Source organism: Limibacillus sp., assembly GCA_037379885.1.
In the GTDB taxonomy this organism is placed as follows: Bacteria; Pseudomonadota; Alphaproteobacteria; order Kiloniellales; family CECT-8803; genus JARRJC01.
Genome location: JARRJC010000002.1, coordinates 135,993 through 159,787 on the forward strand (window position 1 = coordinate 135,993; position 23,795 = coordinate 159,787).

24 protein-coding genes, 1 tRNA gene and 1 pseudogene are annotated in these 23,795 nt (G+C 67.2%); 13 read left to right on the plus strand and 13 right to left on the minus strand.

Annotated features, from left to right (window positions below):
* Window positions 1-7 precede the first annotated feature (7 nt).
* A pseudogene (gene edd / locus P8X75_01310) lies at window positions 8-1,842 on the minus strand (phosphogluconate dehydratase).
* Window positions 1,843-1,884: 42 nt separating this feature from the next.
* Window positions 1,885-2,637, minus strand: coding sequence for a glucose 1-dehydrogenase (locus P8X75_01315; GenBank protein MEJ1993837.1), 753 nt, complete (start codon window positions 2,635-2,637; stop codon window positions 1,885-1,887).
* 67 nt (window positions 2,638-2,704) lie between these two features.
* Between P8X75_01315 and P8X75_01320 the strand changes: the two genes are divergently transcribed.
* Window positions 2,705-3,880 (plus strand): CaiB/BaiF CoA-transferase family protein, encoded by a 1,176-nt coding sequence (locus tag P8X75_01320; GenBank protein ID MEJ1993838.1) that lies wholly within the window; start codon window positions 2,705-2,707, stop codon window positions 3,878-3,880.
* Window positions 3,877-4,296, plus strand: a complete 420-nt coding sequence (locus P8X75_01325) for a thioesterase family protein (GenBank protein ID MEJ1993839.1) — start codon at window positions 3,877-3,879, stop codon at window positions 4,294-4,296. Before P8X75_01320 ends, P8X75_01325 begins: the two co-directional genes overlap by 4 nt.
* Here P8X75_01325 and P8X75_01330 read toward each other — a convergent pair.
* The 6 genes from P8X75_01330 to P8X75_01355 all read right to left on the minus strand — a co-directional run bounded on the left by P8X75_01330 (window position 4,293) and on the right by P8X75_01355 (window position 7,655).
* On the minus strand, window positions 4,293-4,862 hold the full coding sequence (locus P8X75_01330) for a biotin transporter BioY (protein ID MEJ1993840.1): 570 nt from the start codon (window positions 4,860-4,862) through the stop codon (window positions 4,293-4,295). The genes P8X75_01325 and P8X75_01330 overlap by 4 nt on opposite strands.
* Window positions 4,859-5,494, minus strand: a complete 636-nt coding sequence (locus P8X75_01335; GenBank protein ID MEJ1993841.1) for an energy-coupling factor transporter transmembrane component T — start codon at window positions 5,492-5,494, stop codon at window positions 4,859-4,861. The genes P8X75_01330 and P8X75_01335 overlap by 4 nt, the downstream gene beginning before the upstream one ends.
* Complete coding sequence (locus tag P8X75_01340; protein ID MEJ1993842.1) at window positions 5,491-6,219, minus strand: ABC transporter ATP-binding protein; 729 nt, start codon at window positions 6,217-6,219, stop codon at window positions 5,491-5,493. Before P8X75_01340 ends, P8X75_01335 begins: the two co-directional genes overlap by 4 nt.
* A 131-nt stretch (window positions 6,220-6,350) precedes the next feature.
* Entirely contained in the window at window positions 6,351-6,959 is a 609-nt protein-coding gene (locus tag P8X75_01345) for an isoprenylcysteine carboxylmethyltransferase family protein (GenBank protein ID MEJ1993843.1), read from the minus strand.
* A gap of 197 nt (window positions 6,960-7,156) precedes the next feature.
* A complete protein-coding gene (locus P8X75_01350) occupies window positions 7,157-7,357 on the minus strand; it encodes a hypothetical protein (protein ID MEJ1993844.1) in 201 nt (66 codons plus the stop codon).
* Between the two features lie 64 nt (window positions 7,358-7,421).
* Window positions 7,422-7,655: a hypothetical protein gene (locus P8X75_01355; GenBank protein ID MEJ1993845.1), complete on the minus strand. Its 234-nt coding sequence runs from the start codon at window positions 7,653-7,655 to the stop codon at window positions 7,422-7,424.
* Between the two features lie 275 nt (window positions 7,656-7,930).
* Between P8X75_01355 and P8X75_01360 the strand changes: the two genes are divergently transcribed.
* Window positions 7,931-9,073 carry a DUF3095 domain-containing protein gene (locus P8X75_01360; protein ID MEJ1993846.1) on the plus strand — a complete coding sequence of 381 codons (1,143 nt, stop codon included), beginning with the start codon at window positions 7,931-7,933 and terminating at the stop codon, window positions 9,071-9,073.
* On the opposite strand, the gene P8X75_01365 is transcribed toward P8X75_01360, so the two are convergent.
* The 3 genes from P8X75_01365 to P8X75_01375 form a co-directional block, all read right to left on the minus strand.
* Window positions 9,070-10,326, minus strand: a complete 1,257-nt coding sequence (locus tag P8X75_01365) for a Xaa-Pro peptidase family protein (protein ID MEJ1993847.1) — start codon at window positions 10,324-10,326, stop codon at window positions 9,070-9,072. The genes P8X75_01360 and P8X75_01365 overlap by 4 nt on opposite strands.
* A 205-nt stretch (window positions 10,327-10,531) precedes the next feature.
* On the minus strand, window positions 10,532-10,798 hold the full coding sequence (locus P8X75_01370) for a hypothetical protein (GenBank protein MEJ1993848.1): 267 nt from the start codon (window positions 10,796-10,798) through the stop codon (window positions 10,532-10,534).
* Between the two features lie 221 nt (window positions 10,799-11,019).
* Window positions 11,020-11,094: transfer RNA gene (locus P8X75_01375), tRNA-Gly, on the minus strand.
* 185 nt (window positions 11,095-11,279) lie between these two features.
* Between P8X75_01375 and P8X75_01380 the strand changes: the two genes are divergently transcribed.
* The 5 genes from P8X75_01380 (at window position 11,280) to P8X75_01400 (ending at window position 14,311) form a co-directional block, all read left to right on the plus strand.
* A complete protein-coding gene (locus P8X75_01380; protein MEJ1993849.1) occupies window positions 11,280-11,828 on the plus strand; it encodes a prolyl-tRNA synthetase associated domain-containing protein in 549 nt (182 codons plus the stop codon).
* A 166-nt stretch (window positions 11,829-11,994) separates the two neighbouring features.
* Window positions 11,995-12,930, plus strand: a complete 936-nt coding sequence (trxA, locus tag P8X75_01385; protein ID MEJ1993850.1) for a thioredoxin — start codon at window positions 11,995-11,997, stop codon at window positions 12,928-12,930.
* Between the two features lie 80 nt (window positions 12,931-13,010).
* Window positions 13,011-13,694 carry an LON peptidase substrate-binding domain-containing protein gene (locus P8X75_01390; GenBank protein MEJ1993851.1) on the plus strand — a complete coding sequence of 228 codons (684 nt, stop codon included), beginning with the start codon at window positions 13,011-13,013 and terminating at the stop codon, window positions 13,692-13,694.
* 48 nt (window positions 13,695-13,742) lie between these two features.
* Entirely contained in the window at window positions 13,743-13,934 is a 192-nt protein-coding gene (locus tag P8X75_01395; protein MEJ1993852.1) for a Trm112 family protein, read from the plus strand.
* A complete protein-coding gene (locus tag P8X75_01400) occupies window positions 13,931-14,311 on the plus strand; it encodes a DUF971 domain-containing protein (GenBank protein ID MEJ1993853.1) in 381 nt (126 codons plus the stop codon). Before P8X75_01395 ends, P8X75_01400 begins: the two co-directional genes overlap by 4 nt.
* 9 nt (window positions 14,312-14,320) lie before the next feature.
* Here P8X75_01400 and P8X75_01405 read toward each other — a convergent pair whose 3' ends face one another.
* Window positions 14,321-15,574 carry an FAD-dependent oxidoreductase gene (locus P8X75_01405; protein MEJ1993854.1) on the minus strand — a complete coding sequence of 418 codons (1,254 nt, stop codon included), beginning with the start codon at window positions 15,572-15,574 and terminating at the stop codon, window positions 14,321-14,323.
* A gap of 298 nt (window positions 15,575-15,872) precedes the next feature.
* On the opposite strand from P8X75_01405, the gene P8X75_01410 reads away from it, so the two are divergent.
* From P8X75_01410 to P8X75_01430, 5 genes are all read left to right on the plus strand, one after another.
* Window positions 15,873-16,211 (plus strand): P-II family nitrogen regulator, encoded by a 339-nt coding sequence (locus P8X75_01410; protein ID MEJ1993855.1) that lies wholly within the window; start codon window positions 15,873-15,875, stop codon window positions 16,209-16,211.
* Between the two features lie 14 nt (window positions 16,212-16,225).
* Window positions 16,226-17,566, plus strand: coding sequence for an ammonium transporter (locus P8X75_01415; GenBank protein MEJ1993856.1), 1,341 nt, complete (start codon window positions 16,226-16,228; stop codon window positions 17,564-17,566).
* Window positions 17,567-18,100: 534 nt separating this feature from the next.
* Window positions 18,101-19,366, plus strand: coding sequence for an aminotransferase class I/II-fold pyridoxal phosphate-dependent enzyme (locus tag P8X75_01420; GenBank protein ID MEJ1993857.1), 1,266 nt, complete (start codon window positions 18,101-18,103; stop codon window positions 19,364-19,366).
* A 72-nt stretch (window positions 19,367-19,438) separates the two neighbouring features.
* Complete coding sequence (locus P8X75_01425) at window positions 19,439-21,973, plus strand: DNA translocase FtsK 4TM domain-containing protein (protein MEJ1993858.1); 2,535 nt, start codon at window positions 19,439-19,441, stop codon at window positions 21,971-21,973.
* A 138-nt stretch (window positions 21,974-22,111) separates the two neighbouring features.
* Complete coding sequence (locus P8X75_01430) at window positions 22,112-22,966, plus strand: outer membrane lipoprotein carrier protein LolA (protein ID MEJ1993859.1); 855 nt, start codon at window positions 22,112-22,114, stop codon at window positions 22,964-22,966.
* A gap of 13 nt (window positions 22,967-22,979) precedes the next feature.
* Here the strand turns inward: P8X75_01430 and P8X75_01435 are convergent, their stop codons facing one another.
* Window positions 22,980-23,786: a sterol desaturase family protein gene (locus P8X75_01435; GenBank protein ID MEJ1993860.1), complete on the minus strand. Its 807-nt coding sequence runs from the start codon at window positions 23,784-23,786 to the stop codon at window positions 22,980-22,982.
* Window positions 23,787-23,795 lie beyond the last annotated feature (9 nt).

The following is a 23,795-nucleotide window of genomic DNA, read 5'->3' on the forward strand; positions in this document are numbered from 1 at the left end:
CTCCCGGTCACGGACGTTGCGGATCGAAGAAGTCGAAAACCGTGGCGCCCTCGGCCGCGCCGGAAACCCGCGCCCGGAAGACCGAGAAGAGGTCGCGGCCCATGCCCACGTGCTGATCGCCCAGCGCATGGGTGAGCAGCTCGCGCCGCTCCCATTCCTCCGCCGGGACCTTGGCTTCCAGGGTTCCCGCCTCGGCGTCCAGACGCACGATGTCGCCGTCACGCAGCTTGGCGAGCGGGCCGCCGGCCTCGGCCTCCGGCGTCACGTGGATCGCCGCCGGGATCTTGCCCGAGGCGCCCGACATGCGCCCGTCGGTCACCAGCGCCACCTTGTAGCCCCGGTCCTGCAAGACCCCGAGGTTGGGGGTCAGCTTGTGGAGTTCGGGCATGCCGTTGGCCTTGGGTCCCTGGAACAGCACCACGGCGACATGGTCGCGGTGCAGCTCGCCCGCCTTGAAGGCGGCGGCCATGTCGTTCTGGTCGAAGAAGATGCGCGCGGGCGCTTCGATCACCCGGTGCTCGGGCTTGACGGCGGAGGTCTTGATGACCGCACGGCCCAGGTTGCCGTTCAGCATCTTCAGTCCGCCGTCCGGCGAGAAGGGCCGGGCATAGGGGCGGAGGATATCCTCATCCAGGCTCTTTTCCGGGCCGTCGCGCCAGATAAGCCGGCCTTCGTCCAAGCCCGGCTCGCGGGTGTAGGCCTCCAGGCCCTCACCGTTGACCGTGCTGACGTCGCCGTGCAGCAGCCCGGCGCCCAGAAGCTCGCGGATCAGATAGGCCATGCCGCCCGCCACATGGAAGTGGTTCACGTCGGCCAGGCCGTTGGGATAGATGCGCGCCAGGAGCGGCACCACCTCCGACAGCTCGGCGAAGTCGTCCCAGGTCAGCTTGTGGCCCGCCGCCCCGGCCATGGCCACCAGATGCAGCGTGTGGTTGGTGGAGCCGCCGGTCGCCAGCAGCCCGACCAGGCCGTTGACCACCGCGCGTTCGTCCATCAGACGCCCGATGGGGCGGAAGTCGTTGCCCTGGGCGGTGATCTCGGCGGCGCGCTTGGTCGCCGCCGCCGTCAGCGCGTGACGCAGCGGCGTGCCGGGATTGACGAAGGTGGCGCCCGGCAGGTGCAGCCCCATGATCTCCATCAGCATCTGGTTGGAGTTGGCGGTGCCGTAGAAGGTGCAGGTGCCGGGCCCGTGGTAGGACTGGCTCTCGGCCTCCAGCAGTTCATCGCGCCCGACCTTGCCTTCGGCGTAAAGCTGGCGGATCCGGGCTTTCTCGCCGTTGGGCAGGCCGCTGGTTTGGGGCCCGCCGGCACGAAGACCGCGGGCAGGTGGCCGAAGGAAAGCGCGCCGATCATCAAGCCCGGCACGATCTTGTCGCAGACCCCCAGATAGAGCGCCGCGTCGAACATGTTGTGGGAAAGCGCCACGCCGGTCGCCAGGGCGATCACTTCGCGGCTGAAGAGGGAGAGCTGCATGCCGTCCTGGCCCTGGGTGACGCCGTCGCACATGGCGGGCACGCCGCCCGCGACCTGGGCCACCGCCCCGGCCTCGCGCGCCGCCGCCTTGATCTGCTGGGGATAGTCCTCGAAGGGCTGATGGGCGGAGAGCATGTCGTTGTAGGCGGTCACGATGGCGATGTTCGCCTCGGACCCTGTCTTCAGCGCCTCCTTGTCGTCCGGCCCGCAGGCGGCGAAGCCGTGGGCAAGGTTGCTGCAGGACAGGCTGGAGCGGTGCGGACCCTCGCCCGCCGCGCGCTCCAGGCGTTCCAGGTAGTCGCCACGGCTGGCCTCCGATCGCTCACGAATCCGCTCGGTCACGGCCTGCAGCGTTTCGTTGATCGGCATGAAGAGGTCTCCTTTTTCGTCTCGTATAGAACTTGCGCGGCGTCAGACGCAGCGCGCGCCGTCGACCTCCAGCACCACGCCCGAGACCAGGGAGGCCTCGTCGGAGGCGAGGTAGAGCGCCGCGTTCGCGATGTCCTCGGGCTCGCTCATGCGGCCCAGCGGGATCGTGCTTATGAACCTAGCGCGGTTTTCCGGCGTGTCAGGGACCCCCATGAAGGTCTCCAGCAAGGCGGTGTTGCCAATGACCGGCGCGATGGCGCAGACCCGCACCTTGTCGGGCGCCAGCTCCACCGCCATGGACTTGCTCAACAGGTTCACCGCCGCCTTGGAGGCGTTGTACCAGGTGAGCCCCGGCCTCGGTCGGATGCCGGCGGTGGAGCCGATGTTGATGATGACGCCGCCTCGGCCCTGCTCGCGCAGCAGCGGCAGGGTCGCCTGGGTCATGTGATAGATCGACTTGACGTTGACGTCGTAGACCTTGTCGAAGGTCGCCTCATCGACCTCCAGCAGAGGCTGGTTCCTGTGGCTGTAGCCCGCGTTGTTGACGATCACGTCGATACCGCCGAAGGCCTCCTTCGTGGCCGCCACCGCAGCGTCGATCTCCGCGCGAGAGGTGACGTCGCAGCGGCAAGCGATGGCCGCATCGCCTATCTCTGCCGCCAGGGCCTTGGCCCCGTCCTCGTTGATGTCCAGAAGCGCGACCTTCGCGCCCTCGCGCGCGAAGCTCCGCCCGATCTCCCGCCCGAAGCCGGAAGCCGCCCCGGTCACGATCGCCACCTTGTCCTTAAGCCGCATTTTCTAAAGCGCCCCGTTCTCTTGAATCCGCCGCCCGCCCCTTTAGGCTGGCGCCCTACAGGAGCGCATGATAACCGATGCGGAACAACCGGCCAGCCGTTTGGAGATTAAAGTGAAGGACCTGGAAGGCCTTTTCGTGGTCGCCCTGGAGCAGGCCGTGGCCGCGCCCTACGCTTCGGGCCGCTTGGCCGACGCCGGGGCCCGCGTGGTGAAGATCGAGCGCGCCGAGGGCGATTTCGCGCGCGGCTACGACCGGCTGGTGAACGGCAACAGCGCCTATTTCGTCTGGCTCAACCGGGGCAAGGAGTCGCTCCGCCTCGACCTGAAGCAGCCGGAGGACAAGGCGCTGTTCGAGCGCATGCTGGCCAAGGCCGACGTCTTCATCCAGAACCTGGCGCCGGGCGCGCTCGCCCGCCTCGGCTTCCCCGTGGAGGACTTGAGGAAGCAGCACCCGCGTCTGATCGTCTGCTCGATCTCGGGCTACGGGGAGGAGGGTCCCTACCGCGACCAGAAGGCCTACGACCTGCTGGTTCAGGCGGAATCGGGCCTCGCCAGCGTCAACGGCACGCCCGAGGGACCGGCGCGGGTCGGCGTCTCCGTCTGCGACATCGCCGCCGGCATGTCCGCCCATCAGGCGATCCTGCAAGCCCTCTACGCCCGCGAGCGGACCGGCGAAGGCCGCGCCATCATGGTCTCCCTCTATCACGCCATGGCCGACTGGATGAACGTGCCCTACCTCCAGTACGCCTATGGCGGGCACAAACCCAAGCGGGTCGGCCTGAAGCATCCGACCATCGCGCCCTACGGCGCCTATCCCTGCAACGACGGCAAGGAGATCTTGATCTCGATCCAGAACGAGCGGGAGTTCGTGAAGCTCTGCGAACAGGTGCTGGAGCGCCCGGACCTGCCCAAGGACCCGCGCTTTTGCGACAACTCGGCGCGCGTAGCGAACCGCGAGGAGACCGATGCCCTCGTCGCCGCCTGCTTCCAGGAGCGCGACCGGGAAGCCAACATCGAACGGCTGGAGGCGGCGGGCATCGCCTATGGCCGCCTCTCCACGCTGGACGATCTGGTGGCGCACCCGCAGAACCGCTATGTGGAGGTGGAGACGCCCGAAGGACCCGTGCGCCTGCTGGCGCCCGCCGCAAAGGTCGTGGGAGAAAAAGAGGCTTTCGGGCCCGTGCCTGCGCTCGGCCAACAGGACGCGGCCCTGCGCAAGGAATTTGGAGACGAAGACGCATGAGCGAACGCCCCTCTCCCGACGCCTTCCCGTCCCGGACCCACGACAAGCTGCGCTACAACGACACGGACCGGCAGGGTCACGTCAACAACGCGGTCTTCTCGACCTTCCTGGAGACGGGCCGTGTCGAGATCTTCTACCGCGACCCCGATGTCATTCGGGAGGGCTGCGAGTTCGTCATCGCCCGCTGCACGCTGGACTTCCTGAGTGAGATACGCTGGCCGGGCGAGGTCGAAATCTGCTCAGGCGTGAAGCGCCTCGGCACCAGCTCGGTCAACCTGGAACAGGCGATCTTCCAGGACGGCGAAGTCGTCGCTCACGCCGAGACAATCATCGTCCAGATCGACCAGCAAACCCGCAAGTCCGCCCCCTTGAGCGACAAGGCCCGGACGAAGCTGGAAACGCTGATGATGGCTTAAGCCCCCCGCCTTCTCTCGAAGCTTGGGACGCTCGCGGGGCGGGCGCGCCAGAGGGTTTGGGCGATGAGGCCGGCGATGACCGACTTGGCGATGTCGCCCGGGATGAAAACCCAGGCGCTGGCGAAGGCGGTCCCAAGCGGGATGTCGGCGACGATCGCCACGCCCGGAATGCCGATGGCGTAGAGCAGCAGCACGTTGCCGACCAGACAGCCGAGCAGCGCCGACCAGAAGACCGCCGTCTTGGTGAAGCGCTCCATGATCAGGCCGGTGACAGCGGCGGCGGGGATCCAGCCCAGCAGGAAGCCGACCGTGGGCCCGGCGAAGACGCCGAGGCCGCCCTTGCCGCCGGAAAGCAGCGGCAGGCCGATGGCCACCAGGAACAGGAAGAGCATCACGGCCAGCGCGCCGCGCTTCCAGCCCAGCAGAACGCCGGCCAGCATGATGCCCAGGTTCTGAAGGATGATGGGCGTGCCCCCCAGCCCCGGCACGGCGACGCCGGGGACCAGCCCCAAGGCGGCGATCAGGGCGGCGAAGAGGGCGATCTGGACGAGAGCGCGGTCGGTCATGCCTCGGTTCCTTTTGTATCTCGGGCTTGGGCGAAGCCCTCGGAGCCGCCGCGCGCGGCAAGCGCTTCGGCGACGCGGTCTGCGGTGCCCAGGGTGCGCGCGGCGAAGGGCGCCATGATGCGCCAGAGCGGGCGCTTGGGTGAGCGGGCGCGCCAAGCCTCGGTCAACTCGGCGAGCTGCTCGAATAGCAAGGGCACGAAGCGGATGGCAAGCGCGATCACCAGCGCCATGCGCCGGGGCGAGACGCCGAAGACCGCCAGCGGGCGGAAAAGCGGGATCAGGGTCCGGGTCATGGCGTCGACCGGCGTGGTGAGCGTCACCAGGTTGGCCAGCATCACCACGCAGAGGATGTGGAGCATGACGGCCGCGCCCTCCTCCGCCTGTCCGCTCCAGAGATAGATGCCGAAGATGATCGCCAGCATGAGGCCAAGCGAGCGCAGCAGCCGCCAGGCGGAAAGCCAGGCGGCGGGCAGGCTGGCGTAGGTCAGCCCCACCAGGGCCGCCGCCAGCGCGAGAGCCGCCAGATCCTCCAGCGCGGTCACCAGCAGCGTGACCGCGACCAGCAGCAGCAGCTTGGCGCCCGCCGGGATGCGGTGCAGCCAGGTCCGCTCGGAGATGTAGAGGCTGATCACAGCGCCACCTTCCGCTCCGCCATGGCCGCGCGGTAGGCGGGCAGCAGCTCGCCTGGCGGCCCGTCGCCGGCGACCCGCCCCTCTTCCAGCCAGAGGATCCGCTCGAAGCCCTCGAAGCCTTCGAGGTCGTGGCTGATCATGATCTGCATTTCCGGACGGCCCTCCAGGAACTCCATGATGCGCCGGCGCGTCGGCAGATCGAGGCTGGTGAAGGGCTCGTCCAGGACCAGCAGGGCCGGCTCCATGATCAGCACCGCCAGGATGCAGACCAGCTGCTTCTGGCCTTCGGAGAGTTCGTGGACGGCGCGGCCCGCCAGGGGCTCCAACCCCTGCCCGGCGAGCAGGGCCAGCGCGCGCTCCGACGCCTCCTTCTTGGGGACGCCCAGTTGATCGAGCCCGAAGGCCAGTTCCTCCTCCACCGTGGGGAAGAGAAGCTGGTGATCGGGGTTCTGGAAGATGAAGCCGACGTGGCGCGCCGGGCGGAAGCCCCGCTCGCCGATGGCGCGTCCGAAGAGTTCGAGGCTGCCTTGCCTGGGCTCCAGCAGGCCGTTCAGAAGACGCACCAGGCTCGACTTGCCCGACCCGTTGACGCCGATCAGGCCGATGCGGCGTTCCTTAAGGTGAAGGGAGATATCCCGCAGCACCGCGCGCCCGCCGCGCTCGGCTGTGACGCCGGAAAAACGGATCCCGGCGGACCAGTCGATGTCGCTCTTGTTGTCAGCCACTTGTCTCAGCCACTGCGCCCTCGCCCTCGCCCCTGAAGCCCGGTCTTCACCGGGCGCGCCGGGGCGCTAGAGAGGTACCCGATCCGTCTTGCGGCTCCAAGGGTTTTCAAGAGAACGCTGAAAAGGCCGGATCAGTACAGAGAGAAGAGCACAGGCAGCAATCCATCGCCCTGCAGCCACTCGACCAGTTCGAACAGCGGCCAGGCGAGCAGCAGCAGGGAAGCCTCCAGCACCGTGCGCACGACGAGCGCGGGGCGCACCTCCAGTTTCGCCTCGTCCTGCCATTCGGAGAAGCGCGGCAGGAAACGGGGCACCTCCTCCAGGTAGCGCCGGTAACTCGCGCCGTAACTCTCCAGAAGGAAGCGCTCCTCCTGCTGGACGACGAGCCAGAAAACCAGCCAGGAAAGGACGAGTCCGAAGACGGCCAGGGTCATACCGCCGAACTCCAGGCCCGCACCGAAGACCCCGATGAAGGTGAAGGAGTAAAGCGGGTTGCGCATGATCGAATAGGGGCCGCTGCGCACCAGGGTGGTCTTCTTCCGTCCGCCGATGTAAAGCGCGCTCCAGCCCCGGCCCAGCACGGCCACGGCCATGCAGAAGAGGCCGAAGCCCTCAAGCACCTCATGCAAATCGGCGGGCAGCAGCGCCGAGGAATGGGAGACGGCGGCGAGACCGAAATAGATCAGCAGACCGCCCGCGAGGACGCGCTTCCTGATTCGCTGAACGCTTTGAAGCTCCATGGGCGGGCTGCTCTGTCTTGGAGATTTCTACGAATCAGGTATGTAGTAAACGCCCTGCGCCGGTTTCAAGCGAAAGCTGGCGGCGGGCGCGGGGGGCCCGGATCCAAAAGAAAACGGCGTCCCACTCTTGCGGGACGCCGCTTCTCGAAGGATCGTGCTGGCAGCGCTCGCGGGGGGTTCCTCCGCGCGTACGAGGGTCAGTTGGTGTTCTCGTCCACCTTCTCCTCGATCTTGTCGGCGGCCTCTTCCATGTCGTCGGCGGCCTTCTCCATGGCCTCGTCCGCGGACTCGCCCATCTGCTCGAAGGTGCCCTTCTCCTCCTCGCAGCCCGCCATCATCGGGGCGAGCGCAAGCACGAGGGCCAGCGGAAGGGCTGAGGTTAGAATGGATTTTCGCATGATTCTTCTCCTTGCGCGGTCAGGATGGGTCCTCGGGATCAAGAGACCTTGGTTCAAGGGCCGGTCAGTTGTCCAGGTCGATATCGTCCTCGTCGGTCAGGCCGCCGATAGCCGCACCGGCTGCGCCGCCCAGGACCGCGCCGCCCAGGACGCTGCCGCCGGTCGCAGCCGCGCCGATGGCTCCAGCGCCCGCGCCGATGCCGCCGCCGCTCAGCGCGCGATCCTCCCAGGAGGAGCCGCAGGCGGCGAGGGGAATACAGAAAATCAGGGCGAGAAGGGGTTTCTTCAGGGTCGTCATGATCCAGTTCCTCCTGCTCTTCAATCGCTTGGACGCTCGAAGGTGCAGGCCTCTTGGCGCTGCGCCCGCCGTCCGCGTTCAAGGAGGTATGGATCGCCGGGCGGCGGTTAAAGCCCCGCCGCCGGGTCACAGGAATATCCCGCCCTGTTTCAACGGTTTACGAAATTCTTGTCATAGCGATATCACAATAAGTTCAGGATGGGGCATCATCTCCCTGGCCGGCGGCTGCGTATCTATCGGACGACATCAGCCGGATTACTGAAAGGCGGACCGCCATGAGCGCCGAGGGCGCTTCCTTCAAATATTCCGACCTGCCCCGCATCGGCGACTTCTCCGCCGTGTTGACGCCGGAGAGCTTCACCGACCTGCCCGACGACTGGGTGCTGGGGCTGAGCGACGTGGTGGCCTCGCGCGACGCCATCGCAGAGGGCCGCTACAAGGCCGTCAACATGGCCGGCGCCGCCGTGATCTCCGCCGTCATGAACGCGCTGGAGGGCTCGGACTATCCCTTCGTGTTCGGCGGCGACGGGGCGGCGGTGGCGCTGCCCGGTGAGCTTCGGGAAACCTTGGAGCGCGCGCTGATCGAGACGGCCTGCTGGGTCCGCGACGACCTGGGCCTCGGCCTGCGCGTGGCGGTGGTCACGGTGGCCGAGGCGCGGGCGGCCGGGCGCAACGTCCAGGTGGCGCGCTTCGCGGAGTCCGACGCCGTCGACTACGCCATGTTCGCGGGCGGCGGCCTCGACTGGGCGGAAAAGCGCATGAAGGCGGGGGAGTTCCTGCTGCCGGTCCCGACCGAGAAACTGCGACCCGACCTGACCGGACTGTCCTGCCGTTGGGAGCCCTCGGAAAGCCGGGCGGGCGTGATCCTGTCGCTGATCGTGGCGCCCAGCGAGGGCGCCGACATGGCCGCCTTCCGCGAGGAACTGAAAGCCGTCCTGTCCCTGGCGCAGGAGGCGCCGGAGGAGGGGCACCCGGTGCCGCGCGAGGGGGCCCGCTTCCACTGGCCGCCCAGCGGTCTGGGCTATGAGGCGGCGGCGGCCGCGGGCGGCTGGCTGGCGTCCAGGCTCAGCATTCTGGCGGAAAGCGCGCTCGGCTGGATTCTCTTCAAGACCGGCTGGCGCTTTGGCGGGTTCGACCCCAACACCTACCGCCGCTACGTGATGCTGAACTCGGATTACCGGAAGTTCGACGACGGCCTGAAGATGACCGTGGACTGCAGCCGGGAGACCAGCCGCGCGCTGAGCGAACGCTTGGAAAAGGCGCGGGCCGCCGGGCTGCTGCGCTATGGACTCTTCGAGCAGGACTCAGCCCTCATGACCTGCATCGTGCCCTCGGTCTCCTCCAACCGGCATTTCCACTTCATGGACGGCAGCGCGGGCGGCTATGCGGCGGCGGCCGACCGGATGGACCGGCTCTAGGCCAGCAAGGCCTCTTCGAAAGGAAAGCGCGAAAGCAGTTCCTGGCCGGTCTCGGTGATCAGGATCTGCTGTTCCAGCTTCACGCCTTCCCCGCCCTGCTCCTCGCCGATGAAGGCCTCCACGCAGAGCGTCATGCCCGGCTCCACCACGCCGTCATAACCGGCGTCGGCGTAGTCCGCGCGGTGGTAGAGATAGGGGTATTCACCGGTCATGCCGCAGCCGTGCGCCGAGAGGTAGTAGCGGTGCGCCAGATACTTCTCGGGCAGGTCCCAGGCCCTCTCGGAATACTCCTTGAAGGTCACGCCGGGCTGCAACAGGCCCATGTTGTGGTGCACCTGTTCGTAGGCGGCCCTGTAGAGCGCGCGCTGCCGCTCGCCCGGCTTGTCCGGTCCGCTGTGGAAGGTGCGCGAGAAGTCGGAGTAGTAGCCGTAGCAGCCCACCACGTCGGTATCGAGGCAGATCAGCTCGTTCGCCCCGATCACCCGCGGCCCGCATTCCTGGAACCAGGGATTGGTGCGCGGGCCGGAATTCAAAAGCCGGGTCTCGCAGTAGTCGCCGCCCTCGGCGATGACATGGCCGAAGAGGGTCGACCAGAGCTCGTTCTCCGTAATGCCGGGGCGGATCGCGGCGCGCAGCTTGGCGACGCCCCGCTCGGTCGCGCGCAGGGAGGCGACGACGCACTTCACCTCCTCGGGCGACTTGATGGCGCGGGCGCGCTCCAGCGGCGCGTGGGCGTCGACCAGCGTGAAGCCCTCTGCCGCCAACCCGGCGGTTGCGCCGGCGTTGAGGCGCTCGACGCCCACCACTCTCTCCTTGCCGATCAACTCACGCAGTTCGGAAGCGGTCTTCGCCGCCCAGCGCCTCTCGCGCTCGGCGATCTCCTCGCCCGCCGCCACGAAGGAGGCGGTCATGGAGGGGCGCACCTCGCTCACCGTCTCGTAGCCTTCGGCCAGATGCTCGCAGCCGGTGAACTCGTAGAGCACCGTGTCGCCGGCGGTGACGATCAGGTAACGGGCCGGCTGGTTGCGGCTGGAGAAGATCTGCATGTTCCGCGTATCGGTGGCGTAGCGGATGCTGACCGGATCGGAAAGGATGCAGGCGGCGATGCCGCGCTCGGCCATCTGGGTGCGCAGGCGCTGAAGTCGATAGGCGCGCACCGCCTTGATGTCGATCTCACCGGGAGCGGGATCGCGGTCGAAACTGCCGGGGGCGCTCGCGCCCTCGCGGTCGGCGTGCCAGTCGATCAGAGTCATGAGAGTGGGCCTCACAGATCAGCGCAGGAGGCCGAACGCTATCTTATAAAGCAGCGCAGGCCGCGCGCCGGAGCGACGCCGGAAGTCGCTGGCGCGAAACTCTGCGCCAGGGACCAGGAAACGATCCGGCCACGACCCGACCTAGGTCTGTCCAGGCGCGGATAGCGAAATCCGCGCGGCTATCGTAAGGCCAAACGGTCGCTGGTCAGTCGTTGGCGACCATGGAGTCGAAGGCGGCATTCCGCCAGGTCACGTTGCGCGCGACGTCGTAGAGCGTGAAGCCCGTCCGGCGTCCACTCGGCAGCGTGACCAGTTCGGAGGAAGCCTCCTTGGTCCAGCCCGTGTCCTCGGAAAGCTCGCCCTGAACGGCGGGCTCGACCGGGATTGCCTGAAGCTCGACCGGCGCTTGGCCAGCATCGCAGGCGCCAGCCTGCAAAAGCCCAGCCGTCAGTAGAAGCTCGCAATAGGTCATGTTTGGTTTCCCTGCGCATTTTTATGCCGAAGACCCTCGACCAGATAGTTCTTTAAAGTCTTCAGACAATCTGAGGATGGCATAAAAATACCCTGCAAACCACTGAAAAGGCGTGATAAGGCCGTGACAGGGGTTTGTGCTGCAACGCAACAAAGCGCCCACGCGCCGCGAAACCCAAGAAAAACTCCCGGATTCCTGCAAGAAACTGAATGTGGGAAAATTGGAGCGGGCGATGAGATTTGAACTCACGACCCCAACCTTGGCAAGGTTGTGCTCTACCCCTGAGCTACGCCCGCGCTCCTGATTGCGGAGACGGGAGATAGACGCTTTGGGAAGAGATTGCAAGGGGGATTTTGTGGAGATTCGCCTCGCGCTGGGCCTCTGCGCTCGACCCTTGCGGCGATCTTTGCCATAAAGCGGCTGCCCTGAAAGAATCAGGGTCCCGGTCCGGGACCCGAGACGCGACGCGAGGCGGCGGATCATGAGCGGAAAAGTCTTTGACGGAGAGAGCCTGGCCGACGGCAGCCAGCCCTGCGAGCCCGACGAGCTGCTGGCCAAGTTGGCCGGGATGGGGATCGAGGCGAAGACGGTTGAGCATGCCCCGGTCTTCACGGTGGAGGAGGCCAAGGCGCTGCGCGGCGAGCTGGCGGGCGCGCACATCAAGAACCTCTTCCTGCGCAACAAGAAGGGCGCCATGTGGCTGGTCACCTGCCTGGAGGACCGGGAGGTCGACCTGAAGCAGCTGGGCGAGGCCCTGGGCGCCGGGCGCTTTTCCTTCGGCAGCGCGGAGCGCCTGATGAGCTATCTGGGCGTGCGGCCCGGCGCGGTGACGCCCTTGGCCGTGGTCAACGACAAGGGCGGCAAGGTCACGATGGTGCTGGACAAGGGCGTGCTGGACCACCCCGTGGTGAACGCGCATCCTCTGGTAAACCACCAGACCACCGCGCTTTCGCCCGGCGACCTGCTGCGCTTTCTGGAGGCCCAGGACCACGCGCCGCAGCTTCTCGAGATGGAGAGCGCGGAAGGTTAGCGCGCGAAGCGAGGCGGGAAGCGGTCTTCCGGGCGCGGTGCCCAAGCCTTGCTTCACGCGCCCGCAACCGCCATGTAAGGGCGTGAAGACAAGACAATAGGGCCGCCGACGGAAATCACAGGAGACCGGCAAGGCGGCCGGACCCAAGGAACGAGGAACGAGAGCCATGGAAGAGATCATCGGCGCCCCGCAGGGGGCAGCGAACGGCGCGGCCGCGGGCGATGTCATCAAGGACATCTCAGAGGCGGATTTCATGGCCGAGGTCGTGCAGGCCTCCATGGAACGCCCGGTCATCGTGGATTTCTGGGCGCCCTGGTGCGGGCCCTGCAAGCAGCTGACCCCGGCGCTGGAGAAGGTCGTGACCGAGGCGGGCGGCAAGGTCGTGCTGGCGAAGGTCAACGTGGACGAGAACCAGGGCATCGCCCAGCAGTTGCGCGTCCAGTCGGTCCCGACGGTCTATGCCTTCTATCAGGGCCGCCCCCTGGACGGCTTCCAGGGCGCGCTGCCCGAAGGCCAACTGCGCGACTTCATCAAGAAGCTGCTGGAGGCCTCGGGCGGCGGTGAGCAAGGCGAGAGCAGCGACCAGCTTCTGGCCCAGGCCGACGAGGCGCTGAGCCAGGGCAAGCCCGAAGAGGCCGCCGAGCTCTACGCGCGCATCCTCGACAGCGAGCAGGAGAACACCAAGGCGTTGTCCGGCGTGATTCGTTCCTACATCGGCATGGGCGAGCTGGCCGCGGCCAAGGAGATCTTCAACTCCCTGCCCGAGGCCGTGCAGCTCCACGCCGACCTGCAGGGCGCCAAGGCGGCGCTCGATCTGGCCGAGCAGCCCGAACAGGACGAAGGCGAGCTGGCCGAACTGCTTGAGCAGGTCGCCCACAACCCCGACAACATGCAGGCCCGCATGGACCTGGCCCTGGCGCTGAACGCGCAGGGCAAGCGCGAGGCCGCCGCCGAAGAGCTTCTGGAGATCGTGCGCCGCAAGCGCGACTGGAACGAAGATGCCGGGCGCAAGCAGCTGGTGCAGTTCTTCGAGGCCTGGGGCCCCACCGACCCGGCGACCGTGCAGGCCCGAAAGCGCCTTTCCTCGCTGCTGTTCTCCTGACCGCGAACAGCTGGCGTACCGGGAGTCCGCGATGCACCAAGGCCCCTCAGACATGAGCGCCCCAGCATGAGCACGCCAGCATGAGCACGCCTGACCGGCATCCCATGAACCCGCGGTTCGAAGACCTGCCCGCGGCGCTGCCGATCTTCCCGCTGAGCGGCGTGTTGCTGCTGCCCAAGGCGCAGCTTCCGCTCAACATCTTCGAACCGCGCTATCTGGCCATGATCGACCACGCGCTGAAGCACGAGCGTTTGATCGGCATGATCATGCCGCGCGAGGACGCGGCCGGAATCCGCATGGGCGACAGCCCGGTCTATCCGCTGGGCTGCGCGGGCCGCATCGTCTCCTTCACCGAGACCGAGGACGGGCGCTACCTGATCACGCTTCAAGGGCTGATCCGCTTCGATCTCAAGGAAGAACTGCCGATCGAGGCCGGCTTCCGCCGCGTCGTCCCCGACTATTCGAACTACCGCGCCGATCTGGAGCAGCCGGAGGTGGAGGAGGACTTCTTCGACCGCAAGCGGCTGCTCAGCAACCTGCAGCGCTACTTCGACGCCAAGAGCATCTCCGCCGATTGGGAAGCCATCGAGGAGGCGCCGGGCGAGCGGCTCATCACCTCGCTTGCCATGGCCTGTCCCTTCGATAGTCTTGAAAAGCAGGCGCTCTTGCAGGCGCCGGACAACGTGGCGCGGGCCGAAACCCTGATCCGCATCCTGGAGATGGCCGGGGGCGAGGACGGGGGCTACTCCACCCGCACGCATTGATGGGCGCGGGCAGCGATGGGCACGCGCGCTGATTGAGAGGGCACGACGATGACGAAGGTCGATCCAAAGCTTCTGGAGATTCTGGTCTGCCCGGTCACCAAGGGCCCGCTGGAGTACGATTCCGCGCGCCAGGAACTGATCAGCCGTCAGGCCGGTCTCGCCTTTCCGATCCGCCACGGCATCCCGATCATGCTGCCCGACGAGGCCCGCGAGCTGAAGGCGGAGGACAGCGCGCCGTGACCGCGGAAAGCTGGGAAAGCGCGCACTGGCCGACCGAGCTGCGCTACAACAAGGCGGAGAAGACCCTCCATGTCACCTTCGACAACGGCGCGGCTTTCGCCTTGCCCGCCGAACTGCTTCGGGTCGAAAGCCCCTCGGCGGAGGTCCAGGGGCACGGCCCCGGCCAAAAGCAGATCATCGCCGGGCGCCGCCACGTCGGGATCATGGAGATCGAGCCGGTCGGCAACTACGCCGTCAAGATCAAGTTCGACGACCTGCACGACAGCGGCATCTTTTCCTGGAAGTACCTCTATGAACTGGGGGAGCGCCGCGAAGAGCTTTGGAACAGCTACCTCTCGGAGCTCGAGAAGCGCGGGCTGAAGCGCGATCCGCGCTAGCCGGGCGTTCTAGAGCGCCTCGCCCCTGATCAGGCGGGGCAGGTCGCCCGTCACGCCCATGGCGTCCTGCATGAAGAGCCGCTTCAGGGGCGGCAGGCGATCGACCGCGGCCAGCCCCAGATCCCGGGCGAGCCGCAGCGGCGCGATGTCGTTGGAGAAGAGGCGGTTGAGCGCATCGGTCACCGCGACCAGCGCCAGCGCATCGAAACGCCGCCATTGGGGATAGCGGGACAGCAGGTTGGCGTCCCCCAGGTCGAGACCCAGGCGCGCAGCGTCCACCAGGATCTCCGCCAGCGCCGCCACATCCCTCAGACCCAGGTTCAGACCCTGCCCCGCGATGGGGTGGATGCCGTGCGCCGCGTCGCCCACGATGACGAGGCGGTGGTCCAGGTAGCGCTCGGCCAAGAGTAGCGACAGCGGATAGGACCAGCGGGGCCCGACCGCCTTGAGCGCGCCGAGACTGTCGCCGAAACGCCGCTCGATCTCCGCCGAGAAGTCCGCCTCGTCCAGCTTCATCATGGCCCCGGCCAGCTCGCGCTTTTCGGTCCAGACGATGGAGGAGCGGTGGCGGCCCTTGGCGTCGTCGGTCAGCGGCAACATCGCGAAGGGACCGGCGGGCAGGAAGTTCTCGTGGGCCACGCCCTCGTGGTCCAGCTCATGCTCCACGGTGGCCACGATCCCGGCCTGGGGATAGTCCCATCGGGTGGTCTTGATCCCCGCCTCCTCGCGCAGCCGCGAGCCGCGGCCGTCCGCGGCGACGGCCAGCGAGGCCGAGAGCCGGCGCCCGTCGTCCAGCTCCGCCGTGACGCCGTACGCCCCGCGCTCCAAAGGACCGGCGAGGCTGTGCGGCGCCAGCAGCGTCAGCCCCTCGACCGGCAGCGCGGAGAAAAGGGCCTTCCTGAGCGTGCGGTTCTCGACGATGTAGCCCAGCGGCACGTCGCCCACCTCGCTATGGTCGTAGTGCAGGAAAAGCGGGGAGGCGGCCTCGCCGATGCGCGCGTCGGAGACCCGGATGTCCAGGATCGGGGCGGCGCCCGGCGCCATGGCCTTCCAAAGCCCCAGCGCGGAGAGCATCTGCTTGGTGCCGGCGGCGATCGCGCTGGCGCGCCCGTCGAAGGCCGCGCCCTGCGCCGTCGCCGGATCCTCGCGGTCCACCAGAAGACAGGTGACGCCTGCGCCCGCGAGCGCGTGGGCCAGGGTCAGGCCCACCAGCCCGCCACCCACGATCAGAACATCCGCCTTCAAGTCCCCGCGCTTCGCCATGCCCCAAAGATCGTTCAGGGGCCCGTTCCTGTCCAGGGGCAAGGCGGCGCAGGCGGCGACTTTGAGTGCGGTGCACAAAAAATGTGCATAAGAAATAGGCAGTTTACGGTTTGGTCATTTTTTATGCAGGCCTCTGAAGCGGCCGCGCCGCGCCAATCCGCTAAGTGTCTGACTAGACTCCTGATTCGGATGGATGAATCCTGGTGAAAGCGATTTTGGCACGACTCTTGCTTCCTCACTCTCTCGGGGGCCGGTGTGAGACCGGCGCTTGGAATAACCAACGAGGGAACAAGCAGCCATGAAACTGGTAATGGCCATCATAAAGCCCTTCAAGCTCGACGAGGTCCGCGAGGCGCTCACCGGCGTCGGCGTCGAAGGCCTGACCGTCAGCGAAGTGAAGGGCTACGGCCGGCAAAAGGGGCAAACCGAAATCTATCGTGGCGCAGAGTACGCCATCAATTTCCTGCCCAAGGTGAAAATCGAAATCGCTGTCGCCGACGACATGGCGGAGAAGGTCGTGGAAACCATCCAGACCGCCGCCAACACCGGGCGCATCGGCGACGGAAAGATCTTCGTACTGGATATCGGGCACGCCGTGCGCATCCGCACGGGCGAGACCGATACCTCGGCTCTTTGAGGAGGAATAAAGTCATGATTCGCGACTATCTTGGTAAATTTTTGACGGTGGGTGCGCTTGCGGGCGTGCTCGGCGTCGCTGCCGTCGCTCCGGCGTCGGCTCAGGACGCCGCCATGGGCGTCTCCGAGGAAACCACCTACGTCTTCAACACCCTTCTGTTCCTGATGGCCGGCTTCCTGGTCATGTGGATGGCCGCTGGCTTCTGCATGCTGGAGTCGGGTCTGGTGCGTTCCAAGAACGTCACCATGCAGAGCCTGAAGAACATGGCGCTCTACTCGATCGCCTGCCTTCTGTACCTGTTCATCGGGTATGGCTTCATGTATCCGGGCAGCTGGATCGCCGAGGGCTACCTGGGCATGACCTCGATCACGTCCCTGCCGGGGCATGAGGCCGAGGACATCACCTACGCCTCGGTCGGGTCCGACTTCTTCTTCCAGCTGGTGTTCTGCGCCGCGACCGCCTCGATCGTCTCGGGCACCGTGGCCGAGCGCATCAAGCTGTGGCCCTTCCTGATCTTCACCGTCGTTCTGACCGGCCTGATCTACCCGATCCAGGGTTCCTGGACCTGGGGCGGCGGCTGGCTGAGCGAGATGGGCTTCTCCGACTTCGCGGGCTCCACCATCGTCCACTCCGTGGGCGGCTGGGCCGCGCTGACGGGCGCCGTCATCCTCGGTGCGCGTAAGGGCAAGTACGGCCCCGACGGCAAGGTTCACCCGATGCCGGGCTCCAACCTGACGCTCGCCACGCTGGGCACCTTCATCCTGTGGCTCGGCTGGTTCGGCTTCAACGGCGGCTCGCAGCTGGCCATGGGCTCGCTGGGTGACGTTTCCGACGTGTCGCGCATCTTCGCGAACACCAACACGGCGGCTGCCGCCGGCGCTCTCGCCGCGCTGATCCTGACCGCCATCCTCTACAAGAAGCCGGATCTGACCATGGTGCTGAACGGCGCCCTCGCCGGCCTGGTGGCCATCACGGCCGAGCCGCTGGCTCCCAGCCTGATGTGGTCTGTCGTGGTCGGTGGCATCGGCGGCGTGATCGTGGTCTTCACGGTTCCGCTTCTCGACAAGCTCAAGATCGACGACGTGGTCGGCGCCATTCCGGTCCACCTCTTCGCCGGCATCTGGGGCACCATCGCCGTGGTCTTCTCCAACGGCGACGCCAACATCGCCACTCAGATCATCGGCATTGTCGCCATCGGCGCCTTCGTCGTGGTCACCTCGGGTGTGTTCTGGCTGATCCTCAAGGCGGTCATGGGCCTGCGCCCCACCGAAGAGGAAGAGGAATTGGGTCTCGACCAGGCAGAGCTTGGCATGGAGGCCTATCCCGAGTTCGGTCGTGGTTCCCAGTCCCTCTAAGGAGAACAAGAAAGGGATATGAACCACTAACCAACGAGCTTTCCCGGCGGACGTTCCTCCGCTAACTCGAGCCCGGCAGCACCCGCTGCCGGGCTTTTTCTTTTGTCCTTTCGAAGGCTCTGCGTTCGTATTCCGTTCGCGAATCGGCGACTCGAGTCGCTTTCGAGTCGCGCCCGAGTCGCAGGCCGAAGCCATCCCTCCGCGACCTGGCCGCCGGGGAAATAGGGCTTGCGGCGCGCGCGACCCCTGACACAAGATATTGCGGCCCTAGTCGAGCAGGGCGAAGGACTTACCCGCCGAACTTGCTTGTTCTCTTGAAGGGGCGGCGGTAAGCTTGTTCTCGTTTTATGCCAAGCCCGAGTCCCGGGCTGGGTGAAAACGCTGAAGGGGAGCGTTTTGAGCAAGACGACGAAGCTTGGAGCAGGTGGGGCTTCCGGCTCCGCCGCCGACTCCGCTGTCAGGGTGCCGCGCGCAAGCGGCGGACCTGAGAGGGCGGCTGACGGCGGCGGCGATATCCCTATGCAAGATCCCCTCATGCAAAAATCCAGCCCCGGCGTGACCCCCGGCGTTTCCCCTGGCGTATCGATGCCCCGGGTCGCCAAGCGCGACGTCATGGCGGCCTTCCATCCCTTCATCCGGCTGGAGCGGCTGCTGAAGGACCGCAAGCCCGGCGACCACGGCGTCCCCGGCGTCGAGGGCCCCTTGCTGCTTCAGGTCGGCGAACCGAAGAACCCGCCGCCCGCCTTCATGCTGGAGACCCTGAGCGCGAACGCCGACGGCTGGGCCAGCTACCCCGCCGCGCGCGGCACGCCGGAATTCCAGAAGGCGGCGGCGGCCTGGGCCACGCGCCGCTTCGGATTGCCCGGAGGCTTCCTGGATCCCGAGCGCTGCCTGCTGCCAGTGCCCGGGACCCGCGAAGGGCTTTTCTTCGCGATCTCGACGCTGATCCCCGGCCCCGGCGAGGGGGACAAGCGGAAGGTCTTGATCCCCAGCCCCTTCTTCCACGTCTACGCCGGTGCGACCGCAGCGGGCGGCGGCGAGCCGGTCTTCGTGGCCGCGGGGCCTGAGACGGGCTTTCTTCCGGACTACGCGAGCCTGCCGCCCGAGATCCTGGAGCAGACGGCGGCGGCCATCCTCTGTTCGCCCTCCAACCCGCAAGGGGCGGTGGCGAGCCGCGAACAGGTGGCCGGCTCGATCGCGCTGGCGCGGCGTCACGGGTTCCTCGCCATTTTCGACGAGTGCTATTCCGAGCTCTACTTCGACGACCCGCCGCCCGGCGCCCTGACGCTGGCGGCTGAAAGCGGGTCGCTCGATAGCGTGATGGTCTTCCATTCGCTCTCCAAGCGGTCCAGCGCGCCGGGACTGCGCTGTGGCTTCATGGCGGGCGACCCGGAGTGGATCGACCGCTTCGACGGCGCGCTCAGGTTCGGCGGCGCGGGCGTGCCGCGCCCGGTCCAGGCGGCGGGCGCCGCGCTCTGGGGCGACGAGAGCCATGTCGAGGCCAACCGCGCCTTCTACCGGCGCAACTTCGAGACCGCGGGCCGCGTTCTGGGCTCGCGCTTCGGCTACAGCCGCCCGGCCGGAGGGTTCTTCCTCTGGCTGGAGGTCGGCGACGGCGAAGCGGCGGCGGTGAAGCTTTGGGAGGAGGCGGGCATCCGCGTCCTGCCCGGCGCCTACATGTGCGCCCAAGACGATCACGGAAACAATCCCGGCGCGCCCTATATCCGGGTGGCGCTGGTGCATGATCAGAGCTATGTCGAGGCGGCCTTGGAACGCCTCGCGGCCTGTCTCGAATCATGAGGCGGCCAAGGCTGAAACGAGAGTGACGGTGGGGACCGTAAGGAGACCGGTATGTCGATGAGAGAGGGGACCATGGGCCGAGTAGGCGGCGGCGGAAAAAGCAGGGGACGCGGCAAACGCAGCAAGCGCGACAGCGGTCTGCTGCCCGAAAGCGCCGTTCTGTTCCTGAAGAAGCGCGCGCTGGAGCTCGTGGGGCTGGCGCTGCTGCTGGCCGGGCCCGCCTTGCTGGTCGCCTGCCTCAGCTACAATCCCGGCGATCCCTCGCTCAACAGCGCGAGCGCGGCGCCGGTGGCCAATCTCCTGGGCCTGCCGGGCGCCTATGCCGCCGACCTGCTGTTGCAGAGCCTGGGACTTGCCTCGGGCGGCCTGGCGCTGATCCTCTCGGCCTGGGGCTACCGCCTGCTGCGCGACAAGGCGATCGAGGCCCTGCTTCTGCGCCTCGCGCTCTCGCCGGTTTCCCTGCTGCTGCTGGCCATGGGCCTGGAAGCCCTGCCGACGCCTGACGGCTGGCCCTTCCCCGCCGGTCTGGGCGGCTTCTCCGGCGCGCTGCTGGTCAGCACGCTCGGCGGCCAGTTCGGCCTGTCTCTTTGGATTCTCAGCGGCCTCGGCCTCGTCGCGGGCGTGGCCTTGCTCGTCTACGGCTTTGCGCTCACCAAGCGGGACTGGCGCGGCCTGGGGCAGGGCATGGCTTGGTTCTTCCCGCGCCGCTCCACGGACAAGGCGGAGCCGCGCCGCCGCGAGGATCCCAAGGCCCGCCGCGCCGCCAAGGACGAGGCCGAGGACGAGACCTCCGGCCTGCGCGTTCCGGCCTTCCTGACGGACATGAAGGCGCCGCGCGTCCCCAGCATTCCCTTCGGCGGCCTCGTCGCGCGCCTGAGGGAGTCCTTCGCCAAGTCGCCGGACGAAGAGGACGAGGAACTGACCGGCCAGACCGGGGGCCCGCGGGTCGAGCCCACCCTGGGCGCCAGCCGGGTGGAGCGCAGGCAGAACGAGCCCGACCCCGATCCGGTGGAGATCCCCGCGGCGCCCAAGCGCGATCGGGCGCAGCGCGGCGCGGCGCGCAAGACGCCGCCCAAGCAGACCAGTCTCGCGCTCGGCAATCCCGACGACTATGCCGCCCCGCCGCTCGACTATCTGCGCGCGCCGCCGCCCGAGGTGGTCAGCAGCGAGCTCAGCGAGGACGCCCTGGAGAAGAACGCGCGCCTGCTGGAAGGCGTGCTTCAGGACTTCGGCGTCAAGGGCGAGATCGTGAAGGTGCGCCCCGGCCCGGTCGTGACCCGCTACGAGCTGGAGCCCGCGCCGGGCACCAAGACCAGCCGCGTGATCGGGCTCGCCGACGACATCGCCCGCTCCATGTCCGCGCTCTCCGTACGCGTCGCCGTGGTTCCGGGCTCCAGCGTCATCGGCATCGAACTGCCCAACAAGAAGCGGGACACCGTATGGCTGCGCGAGGTTCTGTCCTCCGACGTCTACCAGGACGGCCGCCAGAAACTGCCGCTGGTGCTGGGCAAGGACATCTCCGGCGCGCCCTCCGTCGCGGACCTGTCGCGCATGCCCCACCTGCTGGTGGCCGGCACCACGGGTTCGGGCAAGTCGGTTTCGATCAACGCCATGATCCTCAGCCTGCTCTACCGCCTCTCGCCCGAGCAGTGCCGCTTCATCATGGTCGATCCCAAGATGCTGGAACTCTCGGTCTACGACGGCATCCCGCATCTGCTCTCGCCCGTGGTCACCGATCCGCGCAAGGCCGTGGTCGCGCTGAAGTGGGCGGTGCGCGAGATGGAGCAGCGCTATCAGGCCATGTCGCGGCTGGGCGTGCGCTCGATCGAGGGCTACAACCAGCGCGTCGAGGAGGCCCGCAAGAAGGGCGAGGTGCTGACCCGCAAGGTGCAGACCGGCTTCGACCCCGACACCGGCCAGCCGATCTACGAGGAACAGCCCTTCGATCTGGCCTCGCTGCCCTTCATCGTGGTGATCGTCGACGAGATGGCGGACCTGATGCTGGTCGCCGGCAAGGACGTGGAAGGCGCGATCCAGCGTCTGGCGCAGATGGCCCGCGCGGCGGGCATCCACTTGATCATGGCGACCCAGCGCCCCTCGGTCGACGTCATCACCGGCACCATCAAGGCGAACTTCCCGACCCGCATCTCCTTCCACGTCACCTCCAAGATCGACAGCCGCACGATCCTGGGCGAGATGGGCGCCGAGCAGCTGCTCGGCATGGGCGACATGCTGCACATGGCCCACGGCGGGCGCATCAGCCGCGTCCACGGCCCCCTGGTCACCGACGAGGAGGTCGAGAAGGTGGTCAACCACCTGCGCAGCCTCGGCGAGCCGGAGTATCTGGAGGATGTGACCGAGGACGAGGAGTCCCTGGGCGACCCCTTGATCCCGGGCGGCGACGGCGGCAGCGGAGACGACCTCTACGATCAGGCGGTCGCCCTGGTCCTGCGCGAGCGCAAGGCCTCCACCTCCTTCGTGCAGCGCCACCTTCAGATCGGCTACAACCGGGCCGCCCGCCTGATCGAGCGCATGGAGCAAGAAGGGCTGGTGAGCCAGGCCAACCACGTCGGCAAGCGCGAGATCCTGGCAGGCGGCGGCGAGTAGGCGCCAAAAGGAAATCACGCCGGGATCACCTTTCCGCCGCATTCGGCGGGCATATCCTATGAAGCCTTCCCTCCCGGACGGGTGCAGGACCCAAGCGAAAAGCTTTCCTTGCCTCGTCCGGGTCAAGGCCACATCTTCATGCGGGCGAGCGCCTGGGCGCCCTCACGGAACGACATCAAGGATCACGGGATCTCCAAGGAAATGCCTTTGTCTTTTGCCCCGAAAGCCTCCGCCCTCTGCTGCGCGCTGCTGGCCGCGGTCCTGCTAGGTCCGGCGCCGCTCGCCGCGCAGAGCAGCGAGAGTGCCAGCGACGCCCCGCCGCCGATCCGGCTCAGCCCCGACTATCCCTCCGGCGATATAAACGGAAACGTCCAGCCCAGCCTCGGCGTCGACGAGGACTACGTGGTCGACGGCATCGAGGGGGCGGGCAAGGCCGTCCAGGCCGCCGACATCCTGGGCCGCATCGAAGGCTACATGAACTCCATCAAGACCCTGCACGCGCACTTCGAGCAGATCGCCTCGGACGGCTCCTACGCGACCGGGCTGATGGTGCTGGACCGGCCCGGCCGCATGCGCTTCGAATACGATCCGCCGCACCCGGTGCTGATGATCGCGACCAGCGGCACGCTGGTCTACTACGACCGCGAGCTGGAGGAGGCGACCTACATCCCGGTCAGCCAGACCCCGGTCTGGTTCCTGCTGCGCGACGACATCACCTTCGGCGACCCCTTGCAGGTCGTGGAGCTGAAGCGGCGCGGAAACAGTTATCTGCTGTCGCTGGTCGAAGAGGGCGAACTGGACCAGGGCACCGTGACCCTGCAGTTCCAGGTTGATCCGCTGAAGCTGGAACGCTGGCAGATCATCGACGGGCAGGGCACCATCACGCAGATCACCCTGCTGGACCCCAAGTTCAACCGTGACGTGGGCGACCACCCCTTCGACATCTCGGTCTTCAAGGACCGCTTCCCGCAGGACGACGGCCCGGGCCAGTAAGCCGGGGCGACAGTTAACGCCGGAAGGGGCTGACGAGGAGGGCCAGGAAGCCTTTCTCGGGCCGGCGCTCCACGCCGATCGCCATATCAAGACCGCGAGCATGGCTGCTGCGCGAGCCGAACAGCGGATCCCAGAAGCTGAAGAAGGTACCGTAGTTGCTGTCGGTGTCCCGCCGCACCGCGTGGTGGTGAACCCAGTGGATCGACGGCGTGATGACGAGGCGCGAGAGCGCCCTCTCCAACCCCCGGGGCAGCTTGACGTTCGAGTGATGGAAGATCGAAGCCATCAGGACCAGCGTCTCGAACACCACGATCGAGACGAAGGGGATGTCCAGAAGCACGATCACCACCGCGCGCGCCAGCGCGGAGAGCAGCACCTCGCCGAAGTGAAAGCGCACCGCCGTGGTGGTGTCGAGAAAGCCGTCCAGATGGTGCACCTCATGGAAGCGCCAGAGGAACGGCAGTTCGTGGTTCGCCCGGTGCCACCAGTAGATCAGGAAATCCAGCAGGATCAAATCGGCCAGCAGTTGCGGCCAGCCGCCCATCCAGGCGCCCCAGGCCTCGGGCCGCCAGCCCAGGCTGTGCTCCGCGGCGAAGAGCGACAGCGGGATCACGATCAGGGGGGAGAGGCCCACGTTCGCCAGCCAGAGACCGGCGTTGCGCGCGATCCGCTTCAGCGCGCCCGCCTCGCCCGGCCCCGCGCCGAGGGCGGCGGGCTGAGGGGCCGCGGGCCGCAAGCGCTCGGCCAGGAAGAAAAGCGCGAGCCACGCGAGGATCGCAGCGCCCTTGTAGGCGAGCAGGGTTTCGACGAGCGGGTTCATGACCCAGCG

Coding starts and splice junctions, on each gene's coding strand:
- P8X75_01315 (MEJ1993837.1), bottom strand. CDS start 2,637: ATGCGGCTTAAGGACAAGGTGGCGATCGTGACCGGGGCGGCTTCCGGC.
- P8X75_01320 (MEJ1993838.1), top strand. CDS start 2,705: ATGATAACCGATGCGGAACAACCGGCCAGCCGTTTGGAGATTAAAGTG.
- P8X75_01325 (MEJ1993839.1), top strand. CDS start 3,877: ATGAGCGAACGCCCCTCTCCCGACGCCTTCCCGTCCCGGACCCACGAC.
- P8X75_01330 (MEJ1993840.1), bottom strand. CDS start 4,862: ATGACCGACCGCGCTCTCGTCCAGATCGCCCTCTTCGCCGCCCTGATC.
- P8X75_01345 (MEJ1993843.1), bottom strand. CDS start 6,959: ATGGAGCTTCAAAGCGTTCAGCGAATCAGGAAGCGCGTCCTCGCGGGC.
- P8X75_01350 (MEJ1993844.1), bottom strand. CDS start 7,357: ATGCGAAAATCCATTCTAACCTCAGCCCTTCCGCTGGCCCTCGTGCTT.
- P8X75_01355 (MEJ1993845.1), bottom strand. CDS start 7,655: ATGACGACCCTGAAGAAACCCCTTCTCGCCCTGATTTTCTGTATTCCC.
- P8X75_01360 (MEJ1993846.1), top strand. CDS start 7,931: ATGAGCGCCGAGGGCGCTTCCTTCAAATATTCCGACCTGCCCCGCATC.
- P8X75_01365 (MEJ1993847.1), bottom strand. CDS start 10,326: ATGACTCTGATCGACTGGCACGCCGACCGCGAGGGCGCGAGCGCCCCC.
- P8X75_01370 (MEJ1993848.1), bottom strand. CDS start 10,798: ATGACCTATTGCGAGCTTCTACTGACGGCTGGGCTTTTGCAGGCTGGC.
- P8X75_01380 (MEJ1993849.1), top strand. CDS start 11,280: ATGAGCGGAAAAGTCTTTGACGGAGAGAGCCTGGCCGACGGCAGCCAG.
- trxA (MEJ1993850.1), top strand. CDS start 11,995: ATGGAAGAGATCATCGGCGCCCCGCAGGGGGCAGCGAACGGCGCGGCC.
- P8X75_01390 (MEJ1993851.1), top strand. CDS start 13,011: ATGAGCACGCCTGACCGGCATCCCATGAACCCGCGGTTCGAAGACCTG.
- P8X75_01395 (MEJ1993852.1), top strand. CDS start 13,743: ATGACGAAGGTCGATCCAAAGCTTCTGGAGATTCTGGTCTGCCCGGTC.
- P8X75_01405 (MEJ1993854.1), bottom strand. CDS start 15,574: ATGGCGAAGCGCGGGGACTTGAAGGCGGATGTTCTGATCGTGGGTGGC.
- P8X75_01410 (MEJ1993855.1), top strand. CDS start 15,873: ATGAAACTGGTAATGGCCATCATAAAGCCCTTCAAGCTCGACGAGGTC.
- P8X75_01415 (MEJ1993856.1), top strand. CDS start 16,226: ATGATTCGCGACTATCTTGGTAAATTTTTGACGGTGGGTGCGCTTGCG.
- P8X75_01420 (MEJ1993857.1), top strand. CDS start 18,101: ATGCAAAAATCCAGCCCCGGCGTGACCCCCGGCGTTTCCCCTGGCGTA.
- P8X75_01425 (MEJ1993858.1), top strand. CDS start 19,439: ATGGGCCGAGTAGGCGGCGGCGGAAAAAGCAGGGGACGCGGCAAACGC.
- P8X75_01430 (MEJ1993859.1), top strand. CDS start 22,112: ATGCGGGCGAGCGCCTGGGCGCCCTCACGGAACGACATCAAGGATCAC.
- P8X75_01435 (MEJ1993860.1), bottom strand. CDS start 23,786: ATGAACCCGCTCGTCGAAACCCTGCTCGCCTACAAGGGCGCTGCGATC.